Raw genomic sequence first — 19,681 nt, forward strand, 5'->3', positions numbered from 1 at the left:
CCGTTTCTCCAATCAGCCGCAGACTACATGCGTGTTCAACGCCATAGCCGGCACACGATGGAGACCTACATATACTGAATCAAATTCTTCATCCTGTTCAACGGCAAGCAGCACCCATCAGTTCCCGATGATGAGCCTATCAGACACGCTACCGCCCTTCCGTCCGGTTTGACGGAAAGCCGCTGTTAACGCGGAGAACCAGGCCATCTCCGCCTGCTGAATTGCAGCAAAATCTGACCAGATCTTCCCCGTTACCCGATTCCGAATGAAGGGACCCAACGCATTAAAAGGAGAGATATTCGAGATATCACAGCCATTCTCCTCCGCTGAAAACGAGCATGTGCATAGGTGCGCCGGGCTGCCGGCGGTATCCGGCAGCCTTCAGTCCCTTGGATCTAAGGATGGGCTATTTTTCGCCGGTTCGCTACCACTAACTGTCTTTGAATTGAGACAACTTTCGCTGTCAGATTAAAGCGATGGCAGCTGTCCGATAATATCGTTCCACCGCTATTCTATAAATTCTGATTATTCCGAAATTGCCGTATATCTTTAATGTTTCATTAAAACAGCACCCATCGCGCTCCTTTCCGTCGAAGGCACACTTAATAAAAAGGTTCATCGCGCTTTAGCGGCATCGCTACGCGTTGCTGGCTTTTCGAGAGGACAGTGTTTGCAGTGCTTTATGCGAGCGATAGTCGGCGCGCTTCGCTGACATTTGCTCCTGCAATGCCAGGCTTCCCGCCATCCCCATCCATGGCGGTTGCTGCGCTCAGGGCGCCCTACGGATGACTTCCCGCTAAAGCGTGACGGACAAATCTAAGCCCATAACGTAAAAAGCCCCGCAAATGCGGGGCAAAGGGCTTACTGCTTGGAGCAAAGAACAACAACGTTACATGTTCGGGTAGTTCGGACCGCCGCCGCCTTCAGGCACGACCCAGGTGATGTTCTGCGACGGGTCTTTAATGTCGCAGGTCTTGCAGTGGACGCAGTTCTGGGCGTTGATCTGGAAACGCTTGCCCTGCTCGTCCTCGACCACCTCGTAAACGCCGGCCGGGCAGTAGCGCTGCGCCGGTTCCGCCCACTTCGGCAGGTTGACCGACAGCGGAATGCTGGCGTCCTTGAGCTGCAGGTGGCTCGGCTGATCCTCTTCGTGGTTGGTGTTCGACAGGAACACAGAGGACAGCTTGTCGAAGCTCAGCTTGCCGTCCGGCTTCGGATACTCGATCTGCTTGCACTCGGACGCGGGCTTGAGCTCGGCGTAGTCCTTGCGGGTGTCGTGCAGCGTCACCGGGATCTTGCCGCCGAAGAGATTCTGGTCGACGAAGTTGAAGGCGCCGCCCAGGACAGTGCCGAACTTGTGCATCGCCGGGCCGAAGTTGCGGCTGCGGAACAGATCGTCGTAGAGCCAGGAGTCCTTGAACTTCTCGGTGAAGGCATTCAGGTCCTTGCCGCCCTCGTCCCCTGCGGCCAGGGATTCGAACACCGTCTCGGCGGCGATCATGCCGGACTTCATCGCGGTGTGGGTGCCCTTGATCTTGGAGAAGTTCAGGGTGCCGGCATCACAGCCGAGCAGCAGTGCGCCGGGCATGGTCATCTTCGGCAGCGAGTTGAAACCGCCCTTGGCGATGGCGCGGGCGCCGTAGGAAACACGCTTGCCGCCTTCAAGATACTGCTTGATCAGCGGGTGGTGCTTCATGCGCTGGAACTCGTCGAACGGGCTCAGCCAGGGGTTCGAATAGTTGAGGTCGATGATCAGACCCACCACCACCTGGTTGTCTTCGGCGTGGTACAGGAAGAAGCCACCGTTGGTGCCCTTCTCAAGCGGCCAGCCGGCGCCGTGCAGCACCAGGCCCGGCTTGTGCTTGGCCGGGTCGATATCCCAGAGTTCCTTGATGCCGATACCGTAATGCTGCGGATCGGAATCCTTGTCCAGCGCGAATTTTTCGATCAGCTGCTTGCCCAGATGGCCGCGGCAGCCTTCGGTGAACAGGGTGTACTTGGCATGCAGTTCCATGCCCGGCATGTAGTTCGGGCCCTGTTCGCCCTTTTCGGTGATCCCCATGTCGCCGGTGGCGATACCCTTCACGGAGCCGTCGTCGTTGTAGAGCACTTCGGCCGCGGCAAAGCCCGGAAAGACCTCGACGCCCAACTCTTCGGCGCGCTCGCCGAGCCAGCGGCAGAGGTTGCCGAGGCTGGCAACGTAGTTGCCTTCGTTGTGCATCGTCTTCGGCGCCAGGCCGTTGGGAATCTGGCGCGCGTTCTGGGCGTCCTTGAGCAGATAGATCTGATCCTCGGTCACCGCGGTCTTCAGCGGCGCACCCTGCTCGGCCCAGTCCGGGAAGAGTTCGTTCAGCGCCCGCGGCTCAATGACGGCGCCGGACAGGATATGGGCGCCGACTTCGGAGCCTTTCTCGACGACGCAGACCGTCAGTTCCTGTTCCGCGGCCTGGGCCTGCTGCATCAGGCGGCAGGCGGCCGACAGACCGGCGGGGCCGGCACCGACGATAACGACATCGAACTCCATTGATTCGCGAACGGCTTCGCTCATGGGACTTAACCTCGTTTTTCTTGTAGCGTCCGGCAGGCCCCTGGCGGGCCCTGCCGGACGAATGTAATTCTGTAAGTAACTGCAGGATGGGTGGAGCCGCAATGGCACCTGCCGTCATCGGGCCGCAGGCTATGCGCGCGAAACCCATCGATGACTCGGGAACCGTTGAGCCACCGGCGCCCCAAGATGGGTTGCACGGCGCTCAAACATTGGCAGTATCGGACAGCCCTCACCCGGGCGCCGTTCCACCCATCCTACTTACTACTCAAAGGCTTCGGTTCGTCGATGGGTTTCGCCGCAGCAAGACCGCTGCCAATCGGCAAGTCCGTACCGTTGCGACTTCACCCATCCTACAACGACCTTACAGCTTGCTTTCCAGCTCCGGGACAGCCTCGAAGAGGTCTGCCACCAGGCCGTAATCGGCCACCTGGAAGATCGGCGCTTCTTCGTCCTTGTTGATCGCGACGATCACCTTGGAGTCCTTCATGCCGGCCAGGTGCTGGATGGCACCGGAAATACCGACGGCGATGTACAGCTCGGGGGCGACGATCTTGCCGGTCTGACCGACCTGCATGTCGTTCGGTACGAAGCCGGCGTCGACGGCGGCACGGGACGCACCGACGGCAGCACCCAGCTTGTCGGCGACCTTCTCGATCAGCGCGAAGTTCTCGCCGTTGCCCATGCCGCGACCACCGGAGATGACGACGCGTGCAGCGGTCAGTTCCGGACGCTCGGATACGGCGACTTCCTCGCCGACGAAGCGGGACTGGGCCGCGTCGTGAGCCGAAGCCACGGCCTCGACGGCAGCCGAACCACCTTCAGCAGCGGCGGCGTCGAAAGCGGTACCGCGCACGGTGATGACCTTGATCGCATCCAGCGACTTCACGGTCGCGATGGCGTTGCCGGCGTAGATCGGGCGCTTGAAGGTGTCGGCGCTCTCGACGGCGACGATCTCGGAGATCTGGCCCACATCCAGCAGCGCGGCGACGCGCGGCAGCAGGTTCTTGCCGGTGGTGGTGGCCGGCGCCAGGATGTGGCTGTAGTCCTTGCCGAGCTCTGCAACCAGCAGCGAAACGTTTTCGGCCAGCTGGTGACCGTAAGCGGCGTTGTCCGCCAGCAGCACCTTGGATACACCGGCAACCTTGGCGGCGGCATCGGCGGCAGCCTGGCAGCCTTCGCCCGCGACCAGTACAGCGATATCGCCACCGATCTGAGCGGCTGCGGACACGGCGTGGAGGGTAGCGCCTTTCAGAGTGGCGTTATCGTGTTCTGCAACAATCAGGATAGCCATCTCAGATCACCTTCGCTTCGTTTTTCAGTTTCTCGACCAGCTCCTCGACCGAAGCCACCTTGATACCGCCCGCGCGCTCGGCCGGCGGCTCGACTTTCAGCAGCTCGGTGTGAGCACGCAGCTCGACACCCAGGTCCGCCGGGGTCTTGACGTCCAGCGGCTTCTTCTTCGCCTTCATGATGTTCGGCAGCGACGCGTAGCGCGGCTCGTTCAGACGCAGGTCGGTGGTCACGATCGCCGGCAGTTTCAGGCCAACGGTCTGCAGGCCGCCGTCGACTTCACGGGTGACCAGCACTTCTTCGCCCTCGACCTTGACTTCGGAGGCGAAGGTGCCCTGACCCATGCCGGTCAGCGCCGCCAGCATCTGGCCGGACTGGTTGTTGTCGGAGTCGATCGCCTGCTTGCCCAGGATGACCAGGCCCGGCTGCTCTTCTGCAACGACCTTGGCCAGCAGCTTGGCGACGGACAGGGATTCCGGCATTTCGTCGGTTTCGATCTGGATGCCGCGGTCGGCGCCCAGCGCCAGCGCGGTGCGGATCTGCTCCTGAACCGCTTTCGGGCCGATGGAGACGACCACGACTTCGGAGGCGATGCCCGCTTCCTTCAGACGCACGGCTTCCTCGACGGCGATTTCGCAGAAGGGGTTCAGCGCCATTTTGACGTTGGTCAGATCCACGTCGGTCTGATCCGCCTTGACGCGTACCTTGACGTTGTAGTCGAGCACACGCTTGACCGTTACCAGTACTTTCATGCTGTTCTGCCTTTTCTTGTTAGCAGCCGTTCGACATCCTTCAAGCGGACAGCGACCGGCATCGAAAAGAGAATCCGGCGTCCCCCAGGTTATCAATATAAGAACCAAAGAGGACAGCCACCTGGCCCGAGGGCCTGCCTTCAACCCAAGACATGCTGAAATGCTCTCTAGCCTTGGATTCGATGAGTCTTAGTCTCCCTTGTCCAACACCCCAGAACAATAACAAAAGGAGACTATCGATTGACAAAAAAGGCCACGACTTGCTGTCACAGACGGACAGCGCGGCATGACCGCCGCCGCAGCGATACAACCACATGCAGCATTGTAGGACAGAAGACGGCAGATACAGGGGGGTCTGCGAGCGGCAACGCCGATTCAGAAAGGAGCTTGTCGGGCAAAGGGCCTTATCGGGATAAGCAGGGCTGAGGTGGCTGGCACGGGAACGGCGACCTGCCCGGGAACGGGTGGTCCCGATGCCCACAGGGTTCGCGACGGGCCATTCGCGGCGAGGAAGTGCCCTTGAGTATGGGTACGCCGCTCCGGGGTGTGCGGAGTTCAGCTGTTCCCGTAAGCCGCGCCCTCACCGCGAATAAACCTATCGAGCGAGGCCAAAAAGCTTCGCCGCGAGGCGCGGCTCCCACGGGGCATCCGTGGATTCGGGAGAAGCGGGATCAGGCGTCCCTGCAGCGCGCAGTCGAACTGCGGACCAGCAGCCGCGGCTCCAGCACTATATGCTGCAGCGGCATCTCAGGCTTCTTCAGACGTTCGAGTATGACCCTGGCCGCTTTCTCGCCCATCCGCAGTCTCGGTATCTCGATGGTCGTCAGCGGCACCCTGAACTGATCCAGATAGGGCATATTGTTGAAGCCGATGACCGAGACATCATCGGGGCAGTGCACCCCGTTTCGCTCCAGCTCTTCGATGCAACCGAGCGCGACCAGGTCGTTGGCGGCGATCACCGCGCTGAAAGGAACGTTACGGGAAAGAAGCTCGCCGGTGGCCTTGCGGCCGGCATCCTGACTGAACGCCTCGGCCTGCACGATCAGGCTTTCGTCGACCTCGATTCCGTGACTTTCCAGTTGCTCGAGATAGGCCCGGTAACGTTCGTAGCCGTCGGAAATATTCTGTGGCGCGGCAATCAGCGCGATCCGGCGGTGGCCGAGTTCGAGCAGGTGTTCCACCATCTGCTGCATCCCCGACTCGTTATCGATCACGATCTTGTCGACCACGTCCTTGTCCACGGAGCGGCCGACGGTAATCGCCGGAATATTGTTGTCGACGCAGTAATCGACCGAGAAGTCGTCCCTGAATGCCCCTGCAAGAATAAAGCCGTCGACCTGGCGGCCCTTCATGCGCTTGATTTCGGTCAGCGCCAGCTCCATATCGTTTTCGCTATAGGCGATGATGGAGGTATAGGCTTCGCGATTGAGGTAATTCATGATCCCTTTCAGGATCGGCGGGAACACCGGGTTCATCAGGTCGGGTATGATCACCCCGATGGTCATCGAACGGCCCTTCTTCAGGGCATAGGCCATGGTATTCTGCACATAGCCCAGGGCATCGGCGGCCTCCTGTACCCGGCGCACCTGCTCTGCCGTGAGCATTTTGCTGGTCTTGGGGTTCAGCGCGCGCGAAACCGTAGAGGTATTCACTCCCAGATGTTCTGCGATATCCCGCAATGTAACCTTTTTAGCGCTCATAAACCCTGACCACGGAAAAACAACTCAATGACGGCCTACGACCGGAATGCCAGGCGAAGCGGGTATTCCATCGGGCCCGAGCGTCAGGCTTGTATCGGGGAGGCCCCCTTCGTCAAACCGCTCCCGGCAAGAATACAGGCTGGGCCGGCAATCGGCAAAGACAAGGCGGCAGCGTCCGCGCCAGTGTAAAGGCACCGGCGTCGGGCACTTGCACCTCGCAGCCCTGCCTCAATGGCGATGGCCGCAACCGGTGGCGCAACCGCAGGCGGTGGCAGCCGGGCTCAGCTTGTTCACCTGGGTGCTGCGCTTCAAGCCCTTGAGCTTGATCCCCACCCCGCCGCTGATCAGGCGCTTCACCGGCAAACCCGACTCGGGATCCACCTTCAGCGGCTCATCCGACATTTTCTGGATAACTTCGAAACGGCGCGGAGCAGTAGCGCTGTCGGCCGGAATGGTTTCGTAAACGTAGGTGGGCATCGGGTTCATCCTCATTGCAGATAGCGAGCTTCAGGGCGGATCCTTCGGGACCGCCGTAATTGTCGAGCACGAACCCACTTTATGCAAACGTTTGCATTATGTCAACCCTTGCGCCTGCCCTCCCGGTGTCAGAGTGTCAGCAACCCGTCGTAGATCAGCTTGATGCCGGCGATCATGAGGAAAAAGTTGAAAAAGCCATAGAACTGCTTCGCCGAAAACTTCTTGTGCAGGCGGTAACCCAGCCAGATACCCAGGGGTGCCAGCGGCAGCAGCATCAGCGACGTCAGCAGATTGTCCGCACTGAACTGGCCCAGCCAGAAGTACGGCACCAGCTTGACGTAGTTGGTAACGCCGAACAGGACGGCGCAGGTGCCGACGAAGATGCTCGGATGCAGTTTCTGCGGTATCAGATAAACGCTGACCGGGGGGCTGCCGGCATGGATACCGAAACTGGTGAAACCCGCCAGCATCGACCAGAAAGTACCCGCCACCGCGCCGGGACGCCGCCCCTCCTGCAGCTCTCGCTTGCGGTAATAGTTGAGTGCAAAACCCAGCGCCAGCAGCCCTATGAGCAGCCGCACATGGGCTTCGGAAAGGTATTTGAAGGTAAAGGTCCCGATCACCACTCCGAGAATGGCCGCCGGCAGCATGATGCGCAGGTTGTCGGCATCCCAGCGCCGCCAGAATTTCCTTATCGCCAGAATATCCATGACACAGAGAATCGGCAGCAAAATGGCCGCCGCCTGCAAGGGGCTCACGGCAAACGCCATGAGCGGCACACTGACAATGCCGATGGACCCGCCGAAACCACCCTTGGCAATGCCAAAGATCAATACCGCCGGTATGGCGCATAGCAGGAAAAACGGATCCAGTATCACTCGAGCTCCCTCCTGAGCATTCTTGCGCGGTAGCGGGCTGCGCCCTCAACCCGACTCGGGGTGAGGGCGCAAAGAGCCGCCGCAGCTGGCCCGCAACTCGCGCTCGAGGGTATCGTACCGTGCCTGCCAGCGGAAAAACGTCTGCTCGCAAAAGCCGTACTGCCGAACCAGTTCGGGCAGGCTGTAACCCAGGTTGCGCTTTGTCAGCACCTCGCGTACCAGCGCTTCGGGATATTTTCGTTGTGACATGGGGAAACTGAAGCTCATCGGTAACGTTCAGGGAAACCGGGGGCTGAAGCCAGCCCCCGGTGAATCCGCGTTATCAGATATGCAATGCCTTGCCGTAGGCGTCGAGCGTCGCCTCGTGCATGCTTTCCGACAGGGTCGGGTGGGCGAAGATGGTGTGCATCAACTCATGCTCGGTGGTCTCGAGCTGACGCGCCACGACGTAGCCCTGGATCATCTCGGTGACTTCCGGACCGATCATGTGGGCACCGAGCAGCTCGCCGGTCTTGTCGTCGAAAACGGTTTTCACCAGACCTTCGGATTCGCCCAGCGCGATGGCCTTGCCGTTGGCCTTGAACGGGAAGCGCCCGACCCGCACTTTGTATCCCTGCTCCTGGGCCCTGGCTTCGGTCAGGCCGACACTGGCCACCTGCGGGCTGCTGTAGGTGCAGCCCGGCACGGCGCCCTTGTCCAGCGGCGTCAGTCCCTCGGTGCCGGCTATTTTTTCGACGCAGATAATGCCCTCGTGGCTGGCCTTGTGCGCAAGGCAGGGGGCGCCGGCCACATCACCGATGGCGTAGAGGCCGGGTTCTGCGGTCTGCGACCACTCGTCGGTCAGGACAAAGCTGCGCTCGACTTCGGCGGCGGTGTTTTCCAGGCCGATGTTTTCGGTATTGCCGACCACCCCGACCGCGGAGATCAGCCGCTCGACCTCGATCTCCTCGCGCCCGCCGGCGCTCTCGACCACGGCGACCACCGAATTCGCGCCCTTGCGCAGCTCGGTCACCCGGGCGCCGGTCAGGATCCGGATACCCTTCTGGCGAAATGCCTTGTCGGCCAGCGCCGCGATCTCGGCGTCCTCGACCGGAAGCACCTGATCCAGTGCCTCGACCACGGTGACCTCGACGCCAAGGCTGTTGTAGAAGCTCGCGAACTCGATGCCGATGGCGCCGGCGCCCATCACCAGCAGCGATTTGGGCAACGATTCCGGGGTCATGGCCTCCTTGTAGGTCCAGACCAGCTTGCCGTCGGGTTCGATGCCCGGCAGGCTGCGCGCCCGGGCGCCGGTCGCCAGCACGATGCTGTTGGAGGCCAGCTCCACCTTGCCCTTGTCGCTGTCGACTTCGAGTTTGCCGCCACCCTTGAGCTGCGCATGACCGTTGTAGACGGTGACCTTGTTCTTCTTCAGCAGATGGGCGACCCCCTTGTTGAGGGTGCCGGCGACGCCGCGGGACCGGCTGACGATCTTCTTCAGGTCGAACTCCAGGCCGCTCACCGACACCCCGTAGTTATCGGCGTGGCGGATCTGGTCGATGATCTCGGCCGAGCGCAGCAGCGCCTTGGTGGGTATGCAGCCCCAGTTCAGGCAGATGCCGCCCAGATGCTCGCGCTCCACCAGCGCCGTTTTCATGCCCAGCTGGGACGCCCGGATGGCGGCGACGTAGCCGCCGGGTCCACCGCCGACGACGATCAAATCGTAAGTGTTCATATTGCCTTGCTACCCCCTGTTCGGAATGTCGATTCAAGCGTTGTGATATCCACTCAACCACCGCGCAGCATCAGATGGGTCGGATGCTCCATGTAGTGCTTGAACGCCTGCAGGAAGCGCGCGCCCACGGCGCCATCGACGACGCGGTGGTCGACAGAGAGGGTGCAGTTGACCAGCGTCGCCACCGCCAGCTCGTCGCCACGCACGACCGGCTTCTTCTCGCCCGCGCCAACGGCCAGAATGCAGGACTGCGGCGGGTTGATGATGGCGCTGAAGGAGTTGATGCCGTACATGCCGAGGTTGGAGATCGAGAAGCCGCCGCCCTTGTACTCGTCGGGTTTCAGACGCCCTTCCCGGGCACGGCCGGCCAGCTCCTTGACCTGGTTCGACAGCGTCGCCAGCCCCTTGGTATCGGCCTTGCGGACGATCGGGGTGATGAGGCCGTCGTCGGTCGAGACCGCCACCGAGATATCGACATCCCGGTAGCGCAGGACTTCGGTGTCGGTCCAGCTGGCGTTGACTTCCGGCACATCGCGCAGCGCCAGCGCCGCCGCCTTGATGACGAAGTCGTTGACCGTCAGCTTGTAGCGCCCATCGCCTTCCGGCGACTCGGCATTGAGGCTGGCGCGCAGCGCCAGCAGGGCATCGATTTCGCAGTCGACGCTGAGGTAGAAATGGGGGATCGTCTGCTTCGATTCCACCAGCCGCGAGGCGATGACCTTGCGCATGCTGCTGTGGGCGATGGCGTCGTGATCGCCATGGCTGACCGGGGCCTGCTTCTGCTGCAACGGCACCACCTGCGCCGATGCCGCCTGCGCGGGCGCTTCGGGCGCGGCGCCGCGGGTATCGATGAAGTCGTTGACGTCCGCCTTGAGGATACGGCCATTGGGCCCGCGGCCTGTCAGCGCCGAGAGTGGAACATCGTTCTGACCGGCGATCCGCCGGGCCAGCGGACTGGCGAAGATGCGGGTTTCGCCCGCCGGCTCGCTGGCCGCCGCGGCAGCCGGCGCAGCGGCGGTCTCGGTCTTGGCTTCCGCTTCTGCCGGCGCGGACTCACCGGCCACAGCCGTATCGGCACCGTTGAGGAAGCTGTCGATATCGGCCTCGGTTTCACCCTCTTTCAACAGCACGCCGATGGTCGAGTGCACCGGCACATCGCTCTGGCCGGCTTCGACCAGAATCCGGCCCAGCACGCCGCTCTCTTCGGCCTCGACTTCGACCAGCGCCTTGTCGGTTTCGATCTCGGCGATGACATCGCCCTTTTCGACGCGGTCACCGACCTGCTTGGTCCAGGCGCCGATGGTACCGGCATCGAAATCGGGGGTGACGGGGGGGAGTGTAATTATTACGGGCACTTGTCTGTCTCCTTAAGTCTGTTCGGGGCCACGAGCGTCAGGCTTGAATACCCTTTATTCGGCGGGATGCGCCGGGTGCCAGAGCTTGTGCTGATAGTCTTTCTCGTACTCTTTGCCGTTCGGGTAGCTGAGCAGCTCGAGCTGCATGCCCCAGGGTGTCTTGAAATACACCCAGGTCTGGCCGCCGCTGGGACCGGATGTCCGCACCACCGGCTCGCCCATGATTTCCACGCCTTTGGCCTTCAGGTATTCCAGCGCCGCATCGAAATCGTCGACGTAGAACGCCAGGTGATGGCCGCCGATATCGCTGTTCTTCGGCTGTTCAGGGTTCTGGTCCGGTGCCTGGTATTCGAACAGCTCGAAGTTCGAGCCGTTCTTGCAACGCAGGAATTTCAGCTTTTTCATGACCGCCTGCGGATGAACGCCCAGTTGCTGCGACAACCACTCGCCGCTGTCGAAGGGGCCCAGCTCATAGAAGGCTTCACAGCCGATAACGTCGACAAAAAAGGCCACCGCCTCGTCGAGGTTCGGCACGGTAAAGCCGATATGGTCGGTGCCGCGCAAACCCGGCAGGCCCGATTCGTTGCTCGTCATAATGCCTCCGGCAATCTGAGTCTGGTGGGATCCGCAGCCTGCGGCTCCGGTCCCGGAATGGAAGCTTGGGCAGGCCGGGGTCCATCGACCCCGGCCGCCACCGGGGTCAGACGCTGGCCTTTTTCAGCGCTGCGCCCATGTCTGCCAGGGCTGCCTGGAAGCCGGCGGTGATTTCCTCCTCGCCGACGTAGGCCGCACGCTCCAGCACCTTGGACACGCTCGGCGAAGATTCGCCGCCGTAGATGCGGCGCACCGGATGATCCAGGTAGTCGAAATAGCGCTTCTGGATTTCGTCGGCCAGCATGCCGCCGTAGGAGTTGGTCAGGCTGCCCTGCTCCAGCACCACCACATGGTTGGTCTTGCGGATACTCTCGCCGAGGGTATCCCAGTCGATACCGGCGCGATCCAGCGAGCGCAGGTCGATGATTTCGGCATCGATGCCGAGCTTCTCGCAGACCTCGGCCGCCTTGCTGACCATATTGAGATAGGTGAGCACCGTGAACTTGCGGCCGCTGCGAACGACCTTGGCCTTGCCAAGCTCGATGAAGTAGTCGAAGTCTTCGACCGGGCCCGTGCCGCTGGTACCGTAGAGATCGACGCTCTCGATCACCAGCACCGGGTCCTCGCACTTGAGGGCGCTGTTCATCAGACCGACATAGTCGAAAGGCGTGGACGGCGCGACGATGCGCCAGCCCGGCCACATCGAGAACAGACCGGCCGGATCCATCGAGTGCTGCGAGCCGTAGCCGGTACCGATGGCGACCTTGGTGCGCAGCACCAGCGGAACCCGCACCTTGCCGCCGAACATGTGTCGTGCCTTGGCGATCTGGTTGAACAGCTGATCCGCCGCCACCAGCGCGAAATCCGGATACATCAGTTCGACGATCGGGCGGTACTTGCCAACCATCGCAGTACCGCCGGCCATGCCGACGAAACCGTGCTCGGCGATCGGCGTCGGCACGCAGCGGTCCGGCCAGCGTTCAGGGATGCCTTTGGTGGCGCCATTGGTGCCGCCCTTGAGCTTGTGTACGTCCTCGCCGAGCACGTAGTAGCGGTCGTCTTCCTCGAAGCGTCGCACCATGGTCTTGGCGATGGTCTCGATGAACTTGACCTGATCGAGATTTCCGCTGTAGCTGACTTCCTCGACGTAGTCGGTGCCGTCCAGCTCCGCCAGGTCGCCGCGCAGATCCTCGTCGCAGGATTTCGGATCCGGCCAGAGCTCGGCCTTGATGGTACGGCGGCTGCCCTCCTTCTGGGTCAGTCGCTCGACCGCGGACTCGACCGACTTGGCGGCGTTGTCGCGCAGATAGGCCAGCTCTTCTTCGGTAATCCAGCGACGCTGGAGCATACCCGCTTCCATACGCTCGATCGGGTCATGCTTGCGGCGTTCCTCTTCCTCGGCCTTGTCGCGATAACCGAAGGCGCTGCCCTTGATGCCACCGCTGTGATGGTAGTAGCGATAGACGTCAACCTCGAGCATCGCCGGACCGCGTCCTTCGCGCAGCAGCTCCTCGACCTGCATCATCGCCGCCCTGACGCTCATCGGGTCCATGCCATCGACACGGAACGACGGAATGCCGAAGCCGAGCCCGCGGGCGGACATCCGGGTTTCGCGGGCCTGTTCCTGCACCGTGGTGGAAACGGCATAGCCGTTGTTCTCGATGTAGAAACACAGCGGCAGGTCGTACAGTGCCGACAGGTTGAGGGTTTCGAGCACATTGCCGATATGGCAGGAACCATCGCCGAACGACGTCAGCACCATATCCTGGTCGCCGTCGCGTTTCTTCGACCAGGCAGCACCGGCGGCAATCGGCACGGCACCGCCGACGATGGCGTTGGTGCCGAGTACGCCGGCTTCTTCCCAGCGCAGGTGCATCGAGCCGCCGCGGCCGTTGCAGTAGCCGGGGCTGAGACCCATGATTTCGGCCATGGTGCGATACAGCATCTCGCGCACCTCATCGGAAAACGGCTGCGATGCCGGATTCAGGTGCGGATCGTGCAGGTAGTTCAGCGCCTTGGCGAGGAAGAGGTGATGGCCGCGGTGAGAACCGTTGACCAGATCCGAGTCGCGCATGACGGACAGCGCACCAACGATGGCGCCCTCCTGGCCGACACTGACGTGCAGCGGGCCATGTACCAGGCCGTGTTTTTCCAGTCCGAGCAGTGCTTCCTCGAAGGACCGGATCAGATGCATATGGCTGAGCATCTTGAGGCAGCCGTTTTTACCGGCCGCATCCCAGTCCGAAGAGGTGGCCTGGATTTCCAGCCAGTCCGCCGCCAATGAGATCTTCTTCGCCTTAGGCATTTGGTAACTCCTGCTTGTTCAAGATGCTCGCGAAACGCGGAACCATTGCGTCACGGTTGCGAGAGCATCCTGTACTTGAAATAAAAAAGCTGGCAGGCCCTGGAAGGTCCGCACCAGAGAAATACGGGACCAGGGATTGGGACAGGCCCGCCAGCCGGAAACGTGCCTTACCAGTCGACGGCGATGTACTTCTTCTCGATGAACTCGTGCAGGCCGTCCTGGGAGCCTTCGCGGCCGATACCGCTCTGCTTGAAACCGCCAAAGGGGGCTGCCGGGTCGGAGACGAAACCACGGTTAACGCCGAGGATGCCGGCGTCGATACGCGAGGCCACCGACAGCGCGCGTCCGACATCGCGGCCGATAACGTAGGCGGCAAGCCCGAACTCGGTATCGTTGGCTTTGTCTACCACCTCGTCGATCGTCTCGAACGGGTAGATAGCCGCCACCGGACCGAAGATCTCGGTGCGACTGATATCTGCGCTATCCGGAATATTGGTCAGCACCGTGGGCTTGTAGAAGAAGCCTGCGCCTTCGGGCGCCTCGCCCCCGGTCAGCACTTTTGCCCCCTGAGCCACGGCCTGATCCACCAGCTCCGCCACCTTGTCACGGGTCGAGGCATTGACCAGGGGGCCGACATCGACGCCCTGCTCGAGACCGTGACCGACTTTCAACCGGCCCATCTCTTCGGCCAGACGACGGGAAAACTCGTCGATGATCGAGCTGTGTACGTAAAAGCGGTTGGCGCCGATGCAGGACTCGCCGGCATTGCGCATCTTGGCCACCATGGCGCTCTCGATCGCCACGTCCATGTCGGCATCGTCGAGCACGACGAAAGGCGCGTTGCCCCCGAGCTCCATCGAGCAGTTGACGACCCGCTCGCCGGCCTTGGCCAGCAGCAGGCGCCCGACCTCGGTCGAGCCGGTAAAGGAGACCTTGCGCACCCGCTCATCACCGAGAATGGTGTTGGACATGACCGACGAGCGCCTGGATGGGATCACGTTGACCACCCCGGCCGGCACACCGGCCTCCTCGAGAAGCCCCGCCAGCAGCAGCGCCGTCAGCGGCGTTTCCGACGCCGGCTTGAGAATGGTGGTGCAGCCGGCGGCAAGGGCCGGCGCGATCTTGCGCGTACCCATGGCGGCCGGGAAGTTCCAGGGCGTGATCAGCAGGCAGACGCCAACCGGCTGGTGCTGCACCAGGATATTGTTGGCCCCGGCCGGCGAGCGCGCCAGCATGCCCTGGTCGCGCACGGCTTCCTCGGCGTACCAGCGAAAGAATTCGGCCGCGTAGGCCACTTCACCAAGAGCCTCCGCCCGCGTCTTGCCCTCTTCGAGGGAGATCAGCGCAGCGATCTCTTCCTTGCGCTCGGTCATCAGCTCGAACGCCTTGCGCAGAATTTCGGCCCGCTCGCGGGGGGCACGGGCGCTCCAGGTTTCACCGGCACGATAGGCCGCGTCCACCGCCTTGAGCGCATCGGCTTCCGTCGCCGACGCGACCGAGGCCAGCGCCTCTTCGTTGGCCGGATTGTAAACGGTGAAGGTCCCGCCATCGGACGCCGGCAGCCACTGGCCGTCGATATAGAGTTCGAGGGGAACAGTATTCAGAACATCATTGGTCATTTTTTACACCCGTTAATATCACTCGAAAGAAGGCAGCACCGAGCCGCGCCGGTGTCCGTTAAGCGGGCAACATCCATGTCGCCCCGGATTCATCGCGACTCGCGAAGCCCCGCGCCTCAGTAACGGTTGGCGACGAACAGTTCCTGTGCCGGGAACAGCGTGATCACCTTGCAACCGTCGGCCGTAACCACGACCTCCTCTTCGATTCGGGCGGCGCCGCTGCCGTCCATCGCCGGGCAGTAGGTTTCGAGCGCGAACACCATGCCTTCCTTGAGTTCGAACGGATGGTCGAAGGACACCAGGCGGCTGATGATCGGTCGCTCGTGCAGCGCCATGCCGAGGCCATGACCGAACTGCAGACCGAAGGCCTCCATTTCGCTGGCGAAACCGAACTCCTCCGCCTTCGGCCAGACCGCGGCGATCTTGTCAGTGGTAACGCCGGGCTTGACCAGTGCGATGGCGTTGTCGATCCATTCGCGCGCCTGCTTGTAGGCGTCGACCTGGCCCGGGGTCTGCAGACCGACGTTGAGCGTGCGGTAGTAGCAGGTGCGATAGCCCATGAACGACTGAATGATGTCGAAGAAGGCCTGATCGCCCGGCCGGTACATGCGATCGGTAAAGTTGTGCGGGTGCGGGCTGCAACGCTCGCCGGATACGGCATTGATCGCTTCGACGTCATCCGACCCCTGCTCGTAGAGGAACTTGTTCGCCAGTGCGACCATGTCGTTCTCGCGCACACCGGGCTTGAGGTTTTCAGCGATCAGGTGATAGGCGCCATCGACCATCGAGGCCGCCTGATTGAGCAGGATAATCTCGTCCATACTCTTGATTTCGCGCGCATCCAGCATCACCTGCTGGGCGTCAACCACGTGCAGGCCTTCGGCCTGGAGGGCGAAGAACATCGGCGGCTCGATGACGTCGACACCCAGCGGAAGATCCGCCACACCTTCGTGGCGCAGCAGGTCGGCGATCTGCTTGGCGGCCTTTTTGAACAGACCCGCCTTCTCGCTCACCGAGCCGCGCAGGCCGAGCATGCCGGCATGGCAGTGATCCTGCTCCAGCCAGGGCGCGAACAGGCGATGATGCGCGGCAGCCGAACCGAAATCCCACAGATAGGGCTCGGAATTGCCGGTAAAGAGGGTGTAGCGACAGATCTTGTCGCGCGACCACTCGCCGATAACACTGCTGGTCAGGTAGCGGATGTTGTTGTTGTCGAAACAGAGGATCGCCCCCAGGCTGGAGTTCGCCAGCGCCTGGCGGGCCCGGCCGGTGCGGTAGCGATGCAGGCGACGGAAGTCGACACGCTCCTCGAAATCGACGGCAGTGCGGCCCGGCGACGGAATCGGGCGACTCCAGTCCCAGCGGGGATCAATATCGTCGGGAAGAATAATTTGGGGCTCAGTGGGCTTGATAATGTCCATCGCTTCACCTCGTAATCGGGTACTGGGTTGCGCCGGCAAAGCAATCGTTTGCACTGCCAGAGAATAAAAAAGCCCTGCCACTATCGAATTGCCCGGCAGGGCAAAGCCGTGATCGCCAAACGACAAGGCCTGGTTGCAACCAGGCTGCCCGCTCGGATAAGAGGAACAACCCGGCCGTCTTGCATGCAAACGATTGCACCACAGGGGTGAATGCTTTGTCAACCCGCTCACCAAGAGAAAAATTTGTACAGTGACAGAGCCGCCGGCTCGTTCTGCGTTCCGCCATCACCGCTGCAATGGACAGAGCCAACGCGCCTGCACCGTCTAACAGGGTGTTGAAAAACGTTTTCGAGGCAGCCGAGGCTAGGCAAAAACAGGCGAAAAAGCGCAGTTTAGTGGACTAAATGAGTATTTTGAGCCTGTTTTTAACGACGCATTCGGCAACGCAGATAGATTTTCAACAGCCTGCTAAGAAACCTGCCAATAAGTCCCGCGCACAACCCGATCGAAAAAAGAGGGTTTGGGGTGGTTGACAAGGTAATCAAAAACATGATGCAATCGATTGCAGAACAGCATGAGACCGTCCCGAAAAGGCGCCGGCCATCACTGACATCCTTATCCAAAACCCGTTCGCTCACCGCGGACCGCAACAATAAAACTAGTGAGGAAATCTCGATGGATACCACCAGACTGAAGGGCAAAAACGTCGTTATTACCGGCGCTGCACGCGGAATGGGTGCAGCGGTTGCCGAGCACTATGCCGCCCAGGGCGCCAAGGTTTGCGTAGCCGACGTCAATCTCGAGGGCTGCAATGAGGTGGTCGAGCGCATCAAGGCCAACGGAGGCGAAGCCATTGCCGTCAAGGTCGACGTCACCAAGCGGGAAGAGGTCAAGGCCGCAATCGATGCCACCGTCGAGGCCTTCGGCAGCATCAACGTGATGCTCAACAACGCCGGCATCAACAAGCCGCTGATGTTCCTCGACGTGACCGAAGAGAACTGGCATCAGATCATGAACGTCAATGCCCTGGGTTGCCTGATCGGCATGCAGGAAGCCGCCAAGCAGATGATCAAGCAGGGCAAGCAGGATCAGCCCTACAAGATCATCAATGTCGGCTCCATTCTGTCCCGCCAGGCGTTCGATGATGTTGTGCCTTACAGCTGCAGCAAGCACGCCGTTCTGGCGATGATCAATGGCGGCGCCAAGGCGCTGGCGGAGCACAACATCACCGTCAACGGCTACGGCCCCGGCGTCGTCCGCACCGAGCTGTGGGAACAGCTCGACAAGGACCTGGTCGAGATCGGCAAGTTCGACAAGGCGGGCGAGTCGATGGACAAGCTGGCCGAAAACATGATTCTGCTCAAGCGCTACTCCTATCCGGAAGACGTCGTCGGTACCGCGAGCTTCCTGGCAAGCAACGAGTCCGACTACATGACCGGTCAGCTGCTGATGATCGACGGCGGCATGGTCGTTCAGTAAGCGCCATACCCCCTTCCGGGCACGCCCGGAAGGGTTGCTGCACTCTGGACACGCCCGGCAACCGCACCCGCCGCGCGCAACAGAGTCCGCTTCAACGTTCGTACATTGCTTTCTGGCAACACCCACTCGGCCCTTCTTCGGCTATCGGACCCCGGCATTTATTCCTTGTCCGGGGTCCCTTTTTACCCCTCCACGAAAAAACCTGCCCTTAAAGCCTGCGCGCCATTTTGATCAACCCTTTACGGGGGTCAAGATCATAACGTATGGTGTTTTTCGCATATCAACCGGCTTTGCCGTATCACGTATATAATTTCAGGAAAATGCCGCCTTGCGAGGGTTTCAGGGTTCCCGAGGCCAATACCCCCTATCTCTCAGCCCATCCGCAGCTTCATAAAAACACCAACACTACCACTCTATTATAAACACCAATAACTCACGCTACCCGGTAGCCAAACATTACTCTTGACACCATCTGTCAGATATGGTGCAATCGTTTGCACAGAACAACAAGAAAGCGCACACGCATATAAAGTCTTCAAGAGAATTGCTCCAGCCTTAAGTGGCTTATCACTGCCTTGATAAAAATAATCCTGAGGAAACAGTAAAATGAAAAAAGCACTGAAGACCACCTCTTTCGCCATCCTGGGTTCTGCTCTGATGGCCGGCCCCGCCGCTGCAGACATGAAGATCGGCATCACCCAGAACAATGTCGGCGTCGACAGCTATCAGACAACCTATGAAAAGGCTTTCAAGGAGGCCGCGTCCAAAACCGACGGCCTGGAAACCGTGGTGCTCGACGCCGGTGGCGACGTGGCCCGACAGATTGCCCAGATGCAGGACCTGATCCAGCAACAGGTCGATGCCATCATCATCTGGCCGACCAACGGTCAGGCCGTGGTCCCGGTGGTGCGCCAGGCGCACCAGGCCGGCATTCCGGTGATCATCACCAACTCCAACATCGCCGATGCCGGTCAGGAGTTCATCGCCGCCTTTTCCGGCCCCAACAACATCACCCAGGGCGAATATTCGGCGGAAATGATGTGCGAGGCGCTGGATGGCAAAGGCCAGATCGTGCAGATTTCCGGCCAGCCGGGCTACACCACCGCAATTCAGCGCCAGCAGGGCTTTGAACAGCGCCTGGCCGAGGCCTGCCCGGGCGTAGAGATCATGGAAACCCAGCCCGGCGACTGGAACCGCGAAAAGGCACAGCGCGTCATGGAAAACTTCCTGACCAAGTACGACAAGATCGACGGTGTCTATGCAGGTGACGACAACATGGGGGTGGGCGCGCTCAACGCCGCCAAGGCGGCGGGACGTGCCGGCGACATCGCCTTTATCGGTGCAACCAACTTTGCCGTCGGTTACGAAGCCATGGAGCGCGGTGAGTACTACGGCTCGGTCTACCAGTCGCCCGTCGACGATGCCGAAGCCGCGCTGCAGACCGCAATCGACGTGATCAACGGCAAGGAAGTACCCAAACTCAACTACTTCGATACACCGAAGATCACCCAGAGCAACATGTCAGAGTTCGACAAGCCCGTCTTCTGAG

Annotated in this window: 15 protein-coding genes; 2 read left to right on the forward strand and 13 right to left on the reverse strand. The window is 61.1% G+C overall.

The genetic code is table 11. From position 1 onward, the window contains the following. Positions 1-889: 889 nt before the first annotated feature. The 13 genes from IEX85_RS18355 to IEX85_RS18415 all read right to left on the reverse strand — a co-directional run bounded on the left by IEX85_RS18355 (position 890) and on the right by IEX85_RS18415 (position 16,653). Positions 890-2,548: an electron transfer flavoprotein-ubiquinone oxidoreductase gene (locus IEX85_RS18355; protein WP_188862077.1), complete on the reverse strand. Its 1,659-nt coding sequence runs from the start codon at positions 2,546-2,548 to the stop codon at positions 890-892. 361 nt (positions 2,549-2,909) lie between these two features. Beyond that, complete coding sequence (locus IEX85_RS18360) at positions 2,910-3,839, reverse strand: electron transfer flavoprotein subunit alpha/FixB family protein (protein ID WP_188862078.1); 930 nt, start codon at positions 3,837-3,839, stop codon at positions 2,910-2,912. A 1-nt stretch (position 3,840) separates the two neighbouring features. Next, positions 3,841-4,590, reverse strand: a complete 750-nt coding sequence (locus tag IEX85_RS18365) for an electron transfer flavoprotein subunit beta/FixA family protein (RefSeq protein ID WP_188862079.1) — start codon at positions 4,588-4,590, stop codon at positions 3,841-3,843. Between the two features lie 671 nt (positions 4,591-5,261). Continuing rightward, the gene (locus IEX85_RS18370) at positions 5,262-6,290 is read right to left on the reverse strand and encodes a LacI family DNA-binding transcriptional regulator (protein WP_188862080.1); all 1,029 of its coding nucleotides are present in this window, start codon (positions 6,288-6,290) and stop codon (positions 5,262-5,264) included. A gap of 228 nt (positions 6,291-6,518) precedes the next feature. Further along, the gene (locus IEX85_RS18375) at positions 6,519-6,767 is read right to left on the reverse strand and encodes an FmdB family zinc ribbon protein (RefSeq protein WP_188862081.1); all 249 of its coding nucleotides are present in this window, start codon (positions 6,765-6,767) and stop codon (positions 6,519-6,521) included. 128 nt (positions 6,768-6,895) lie between these two features. Beyond that, positions 6,896-7,645 carry a sulfite exporter TauE/SafE family protein gene (locus IEX85_RS18380; protein ID WP_188862082.1) on the reverse strand — a complete coding sequence of 250 codons (750 nt, stop codon included), beginning with the start codon at positions 7,643-7,645 and terminating at the stop codon, positions 6,896-6,898. Positions 7,646-7,690: 45 nt separating this feature from the next. After that, complete coding sequence (locus tag IEX85_RS18385; protein WP_188862083.1) at positions 7,691-7,894, reverse strand: hypothetical protein; 204 nt, start codon at positions 7,892-7,894, stop codon at positions 7,691-7,693. A 73-nt stretch (positions 7,895-7,967) separates the two neighbouring features. Next, on the reverse strand, positions 7,968-9,359 hold the full coding sequence (lpdA, locus tag IEX85_RS18390; RefSeq protein ID WP_188862084.1) for a dihydrolipoyl dehydrogenase: 1,392 nt from the start codon (positions 9,357-9,359) through the stop codon (positions 7,968-7,970). 53 nt (positions 9,360-9,412) lie between these two features. Further along, positions 9,413-10,714, reverse strand: coding sequence for a pyruvate dehydrogenase complex dihydrolipoamide acetyltransferase (locus IEX85_RS18395; protein ID WP_188862085.1), 1,302 nt, complete (start codon positions 10,712-10,714; stop codon positions 9,413-9,415). 54 nt (positions 10,715-10,768) lie between these two features. Continuing rightward, the gene (locus tag IEX85_RS18400) at positions 10,769-11,308 is read right to left on the reverse strand and encodes a VOC family protein (protein WP_188862086.1); all 540 of its coding nucleotides are present in this window, start codon (positions 11,306-11,308) and stop codon (positions 10,769-10,771) included. A gap of 106 nt (positions 11,309-11,414) precedes the next feature. Beyond that, positions 11,415-13,613 (reverse strand): dehydrogenase E1 component subunit alpha/beta, encoded by a 2,199-nt coding sequence (locus tag IEX85_RS18405; protein ID WP_188862087.1) that lies wholly within the window; start codon positions 13,611-13,613, stop codon positions 11,415-11,417. Between the two features lie 167 nt (positions 13,614-13,780). Then, positions 13,781-15,232, reverse strand: coding sequence for an NAD-dependent succinate-semialdehyde dehydrogenase (locus IEX85_RS18410; protein WP_188862088.1), 1,452 nt, complete (start codon positions 15,230-15,232; stop codon positions 13,781-13,783). A gap of 116 nt (positions 15,233-15,348) precedes the next feature. Continuing rightward, positions 15,349-16,653 carry a M24 family metallopeptidase gene (locus IEX85_RS18415; RefSeq protein WP_188862089.1) on the reverse strand — a complete coding sequence of 435 codons (1,305 nt, stop codon included), beginning with the start codon at positions 16,651-16,653 and terminating at the stop codon, positions 15,349-15,351. Positions 16,654-17,328: 675 nt separating this feature from the next. On the opposite strand from IEX85_RS18415, the gene IEX85_RS18420 reads away from it, so the two are divergent. Together IEX85_RS18420 and IEX85_RS18425 are read left to right on the forward strand one after the other, a co-directional pair. Further along, positions 17,329-18,132 carry an SDR family NAD(P)-dependent oxidoreductase gene (locus IEX85_RS18420; protein ID WP_188862090.1) on the forward strand — a complete coding sequence of 268 codons (804 nt, stop codon included), beginning with the start codon at positions 17,329-17,331 and terminating at the stop codon, positions 18,130-18,132. A gap of 606 nt (positions 18,133-18,738) precedes the next feature. After that, the gene (locus IEX85_RS18425; protein WP_188862091.1) at positions 18,739-19,680 is read left to right on the forward strand and encodes a sugar ABC transporter substrate-binding protein; all 942 of its coding nucleotides are present in this window, start codon (positions 18,739-18,741) and stop codon (positions 19,678-19,680) included. The last annotated feature ends 1 nt before the right edge of the window (position 19,681 follow it).

Source organism: Marinobacterium nitratireducens, from assembly GCF_014645375.1.
GTDB lineage: Bacteria > Pseudomonadota > Gammaproteobacteria > Pseudomonadales > Balneatricaceae > Marinobacterium_A > Marinobacterium_A nitratireducens.

Excerpts from the sequence above, each read along its gene's own strand:
- lpdA (WP_188862084.1), bottom strand. The coding sequence starts at position 9,359 with ATGAACACTTACGATTTGATCGTCGTCGGCGGTGGACCCGGCGGCTAC.
- IEX85_RS18360 (WP_188862078.1), bottom strand. The coding sequence starts at position 3,839 with ATGGCTATCCTGATTGTTGCAGAACACGATAACGCCACTCTGAAAGGC.
- IEX85_RS18355 (WP_188862077.1), bottom strand. The coding sequence starts at position 2,548 with ATGAGCGAAGCCGTTCGCGAATCAATGGAGTTCGATGTCGTTATCGTC.
- IEX85_RS18405 (WP_188862087.1), bottom strand. The coding sequence starts at position 13,613 with ATGCCTAAGGCGAAGAAGATCTCATTGGCGGCGGACTGGCTGGAAATC.
- IEX85_RS18415 (WP_188862089.1), bottom strand. The coding sequence starts at position 16,653 with ATGGACATTATCAAGCCCACTGAGCCCCAAATTATTCTTCCCGACGAT.
- IEX85_RS18365 (WP_188862079.1), bottom strand. The coding sequence starts at position 4,590 with ATGAAAGTACTGGTAACGGTCAAGCGTGTGCTCGACTACAACGTCAAG.
- IEX85_RS18410 (WP_188862088.1), bottom strand. The coding sequence starts at position 15,232 with ATGACCAATGATGTTCTGAATACTGTTCCCCTCGAACTCTATATCGAC.
- IEX85_RS18370 (WP_188862080.1), bottom strand. The coding sequence starts at position 6,290 with ATGAGCGCTAAAAAGGTTACATTGCGGGATATCGCAGAACATCTGGGA.
- IEX85_RS18400 (WP_188862086.1), bottom strand. The coding sequence starts at position 11,308 with ATGACGAGCAACGAATCGGGCCTGCCGGGTTTGCGCGGCACCGACCAT.
- IEX85_RS18385 (WP_188862083.1), bottom strand. The coding sequence starts at position 7,894 with ATGTCACAACGAAAATATCCCGAAGCGCTGGTACGCGAGGTGCTGACA.
- IEX85_RS18375 (WP_188862081.1), bottom strand. The coding sequence starts at position 6,767 with ATGCCCACCTACGTTTACGAAACCATTCCGGCCGACAGCGCTACTGCT.
- IEX85_RS18425 (WP_188862091.1), top strand. The coding sequence starts at position 18,739 with ATGAAAAAAGCACTGAAGACCACCTCTTTCGCCATCCTGGGTTCTGCT.
- IEX85_RS18420 (WP_188862090.1), top strand. The coding sequence starts at position 17,329 with ATGGATACCACCAGACTGAAGGGCAAAAACGTCGTTATTACCGGCGCT.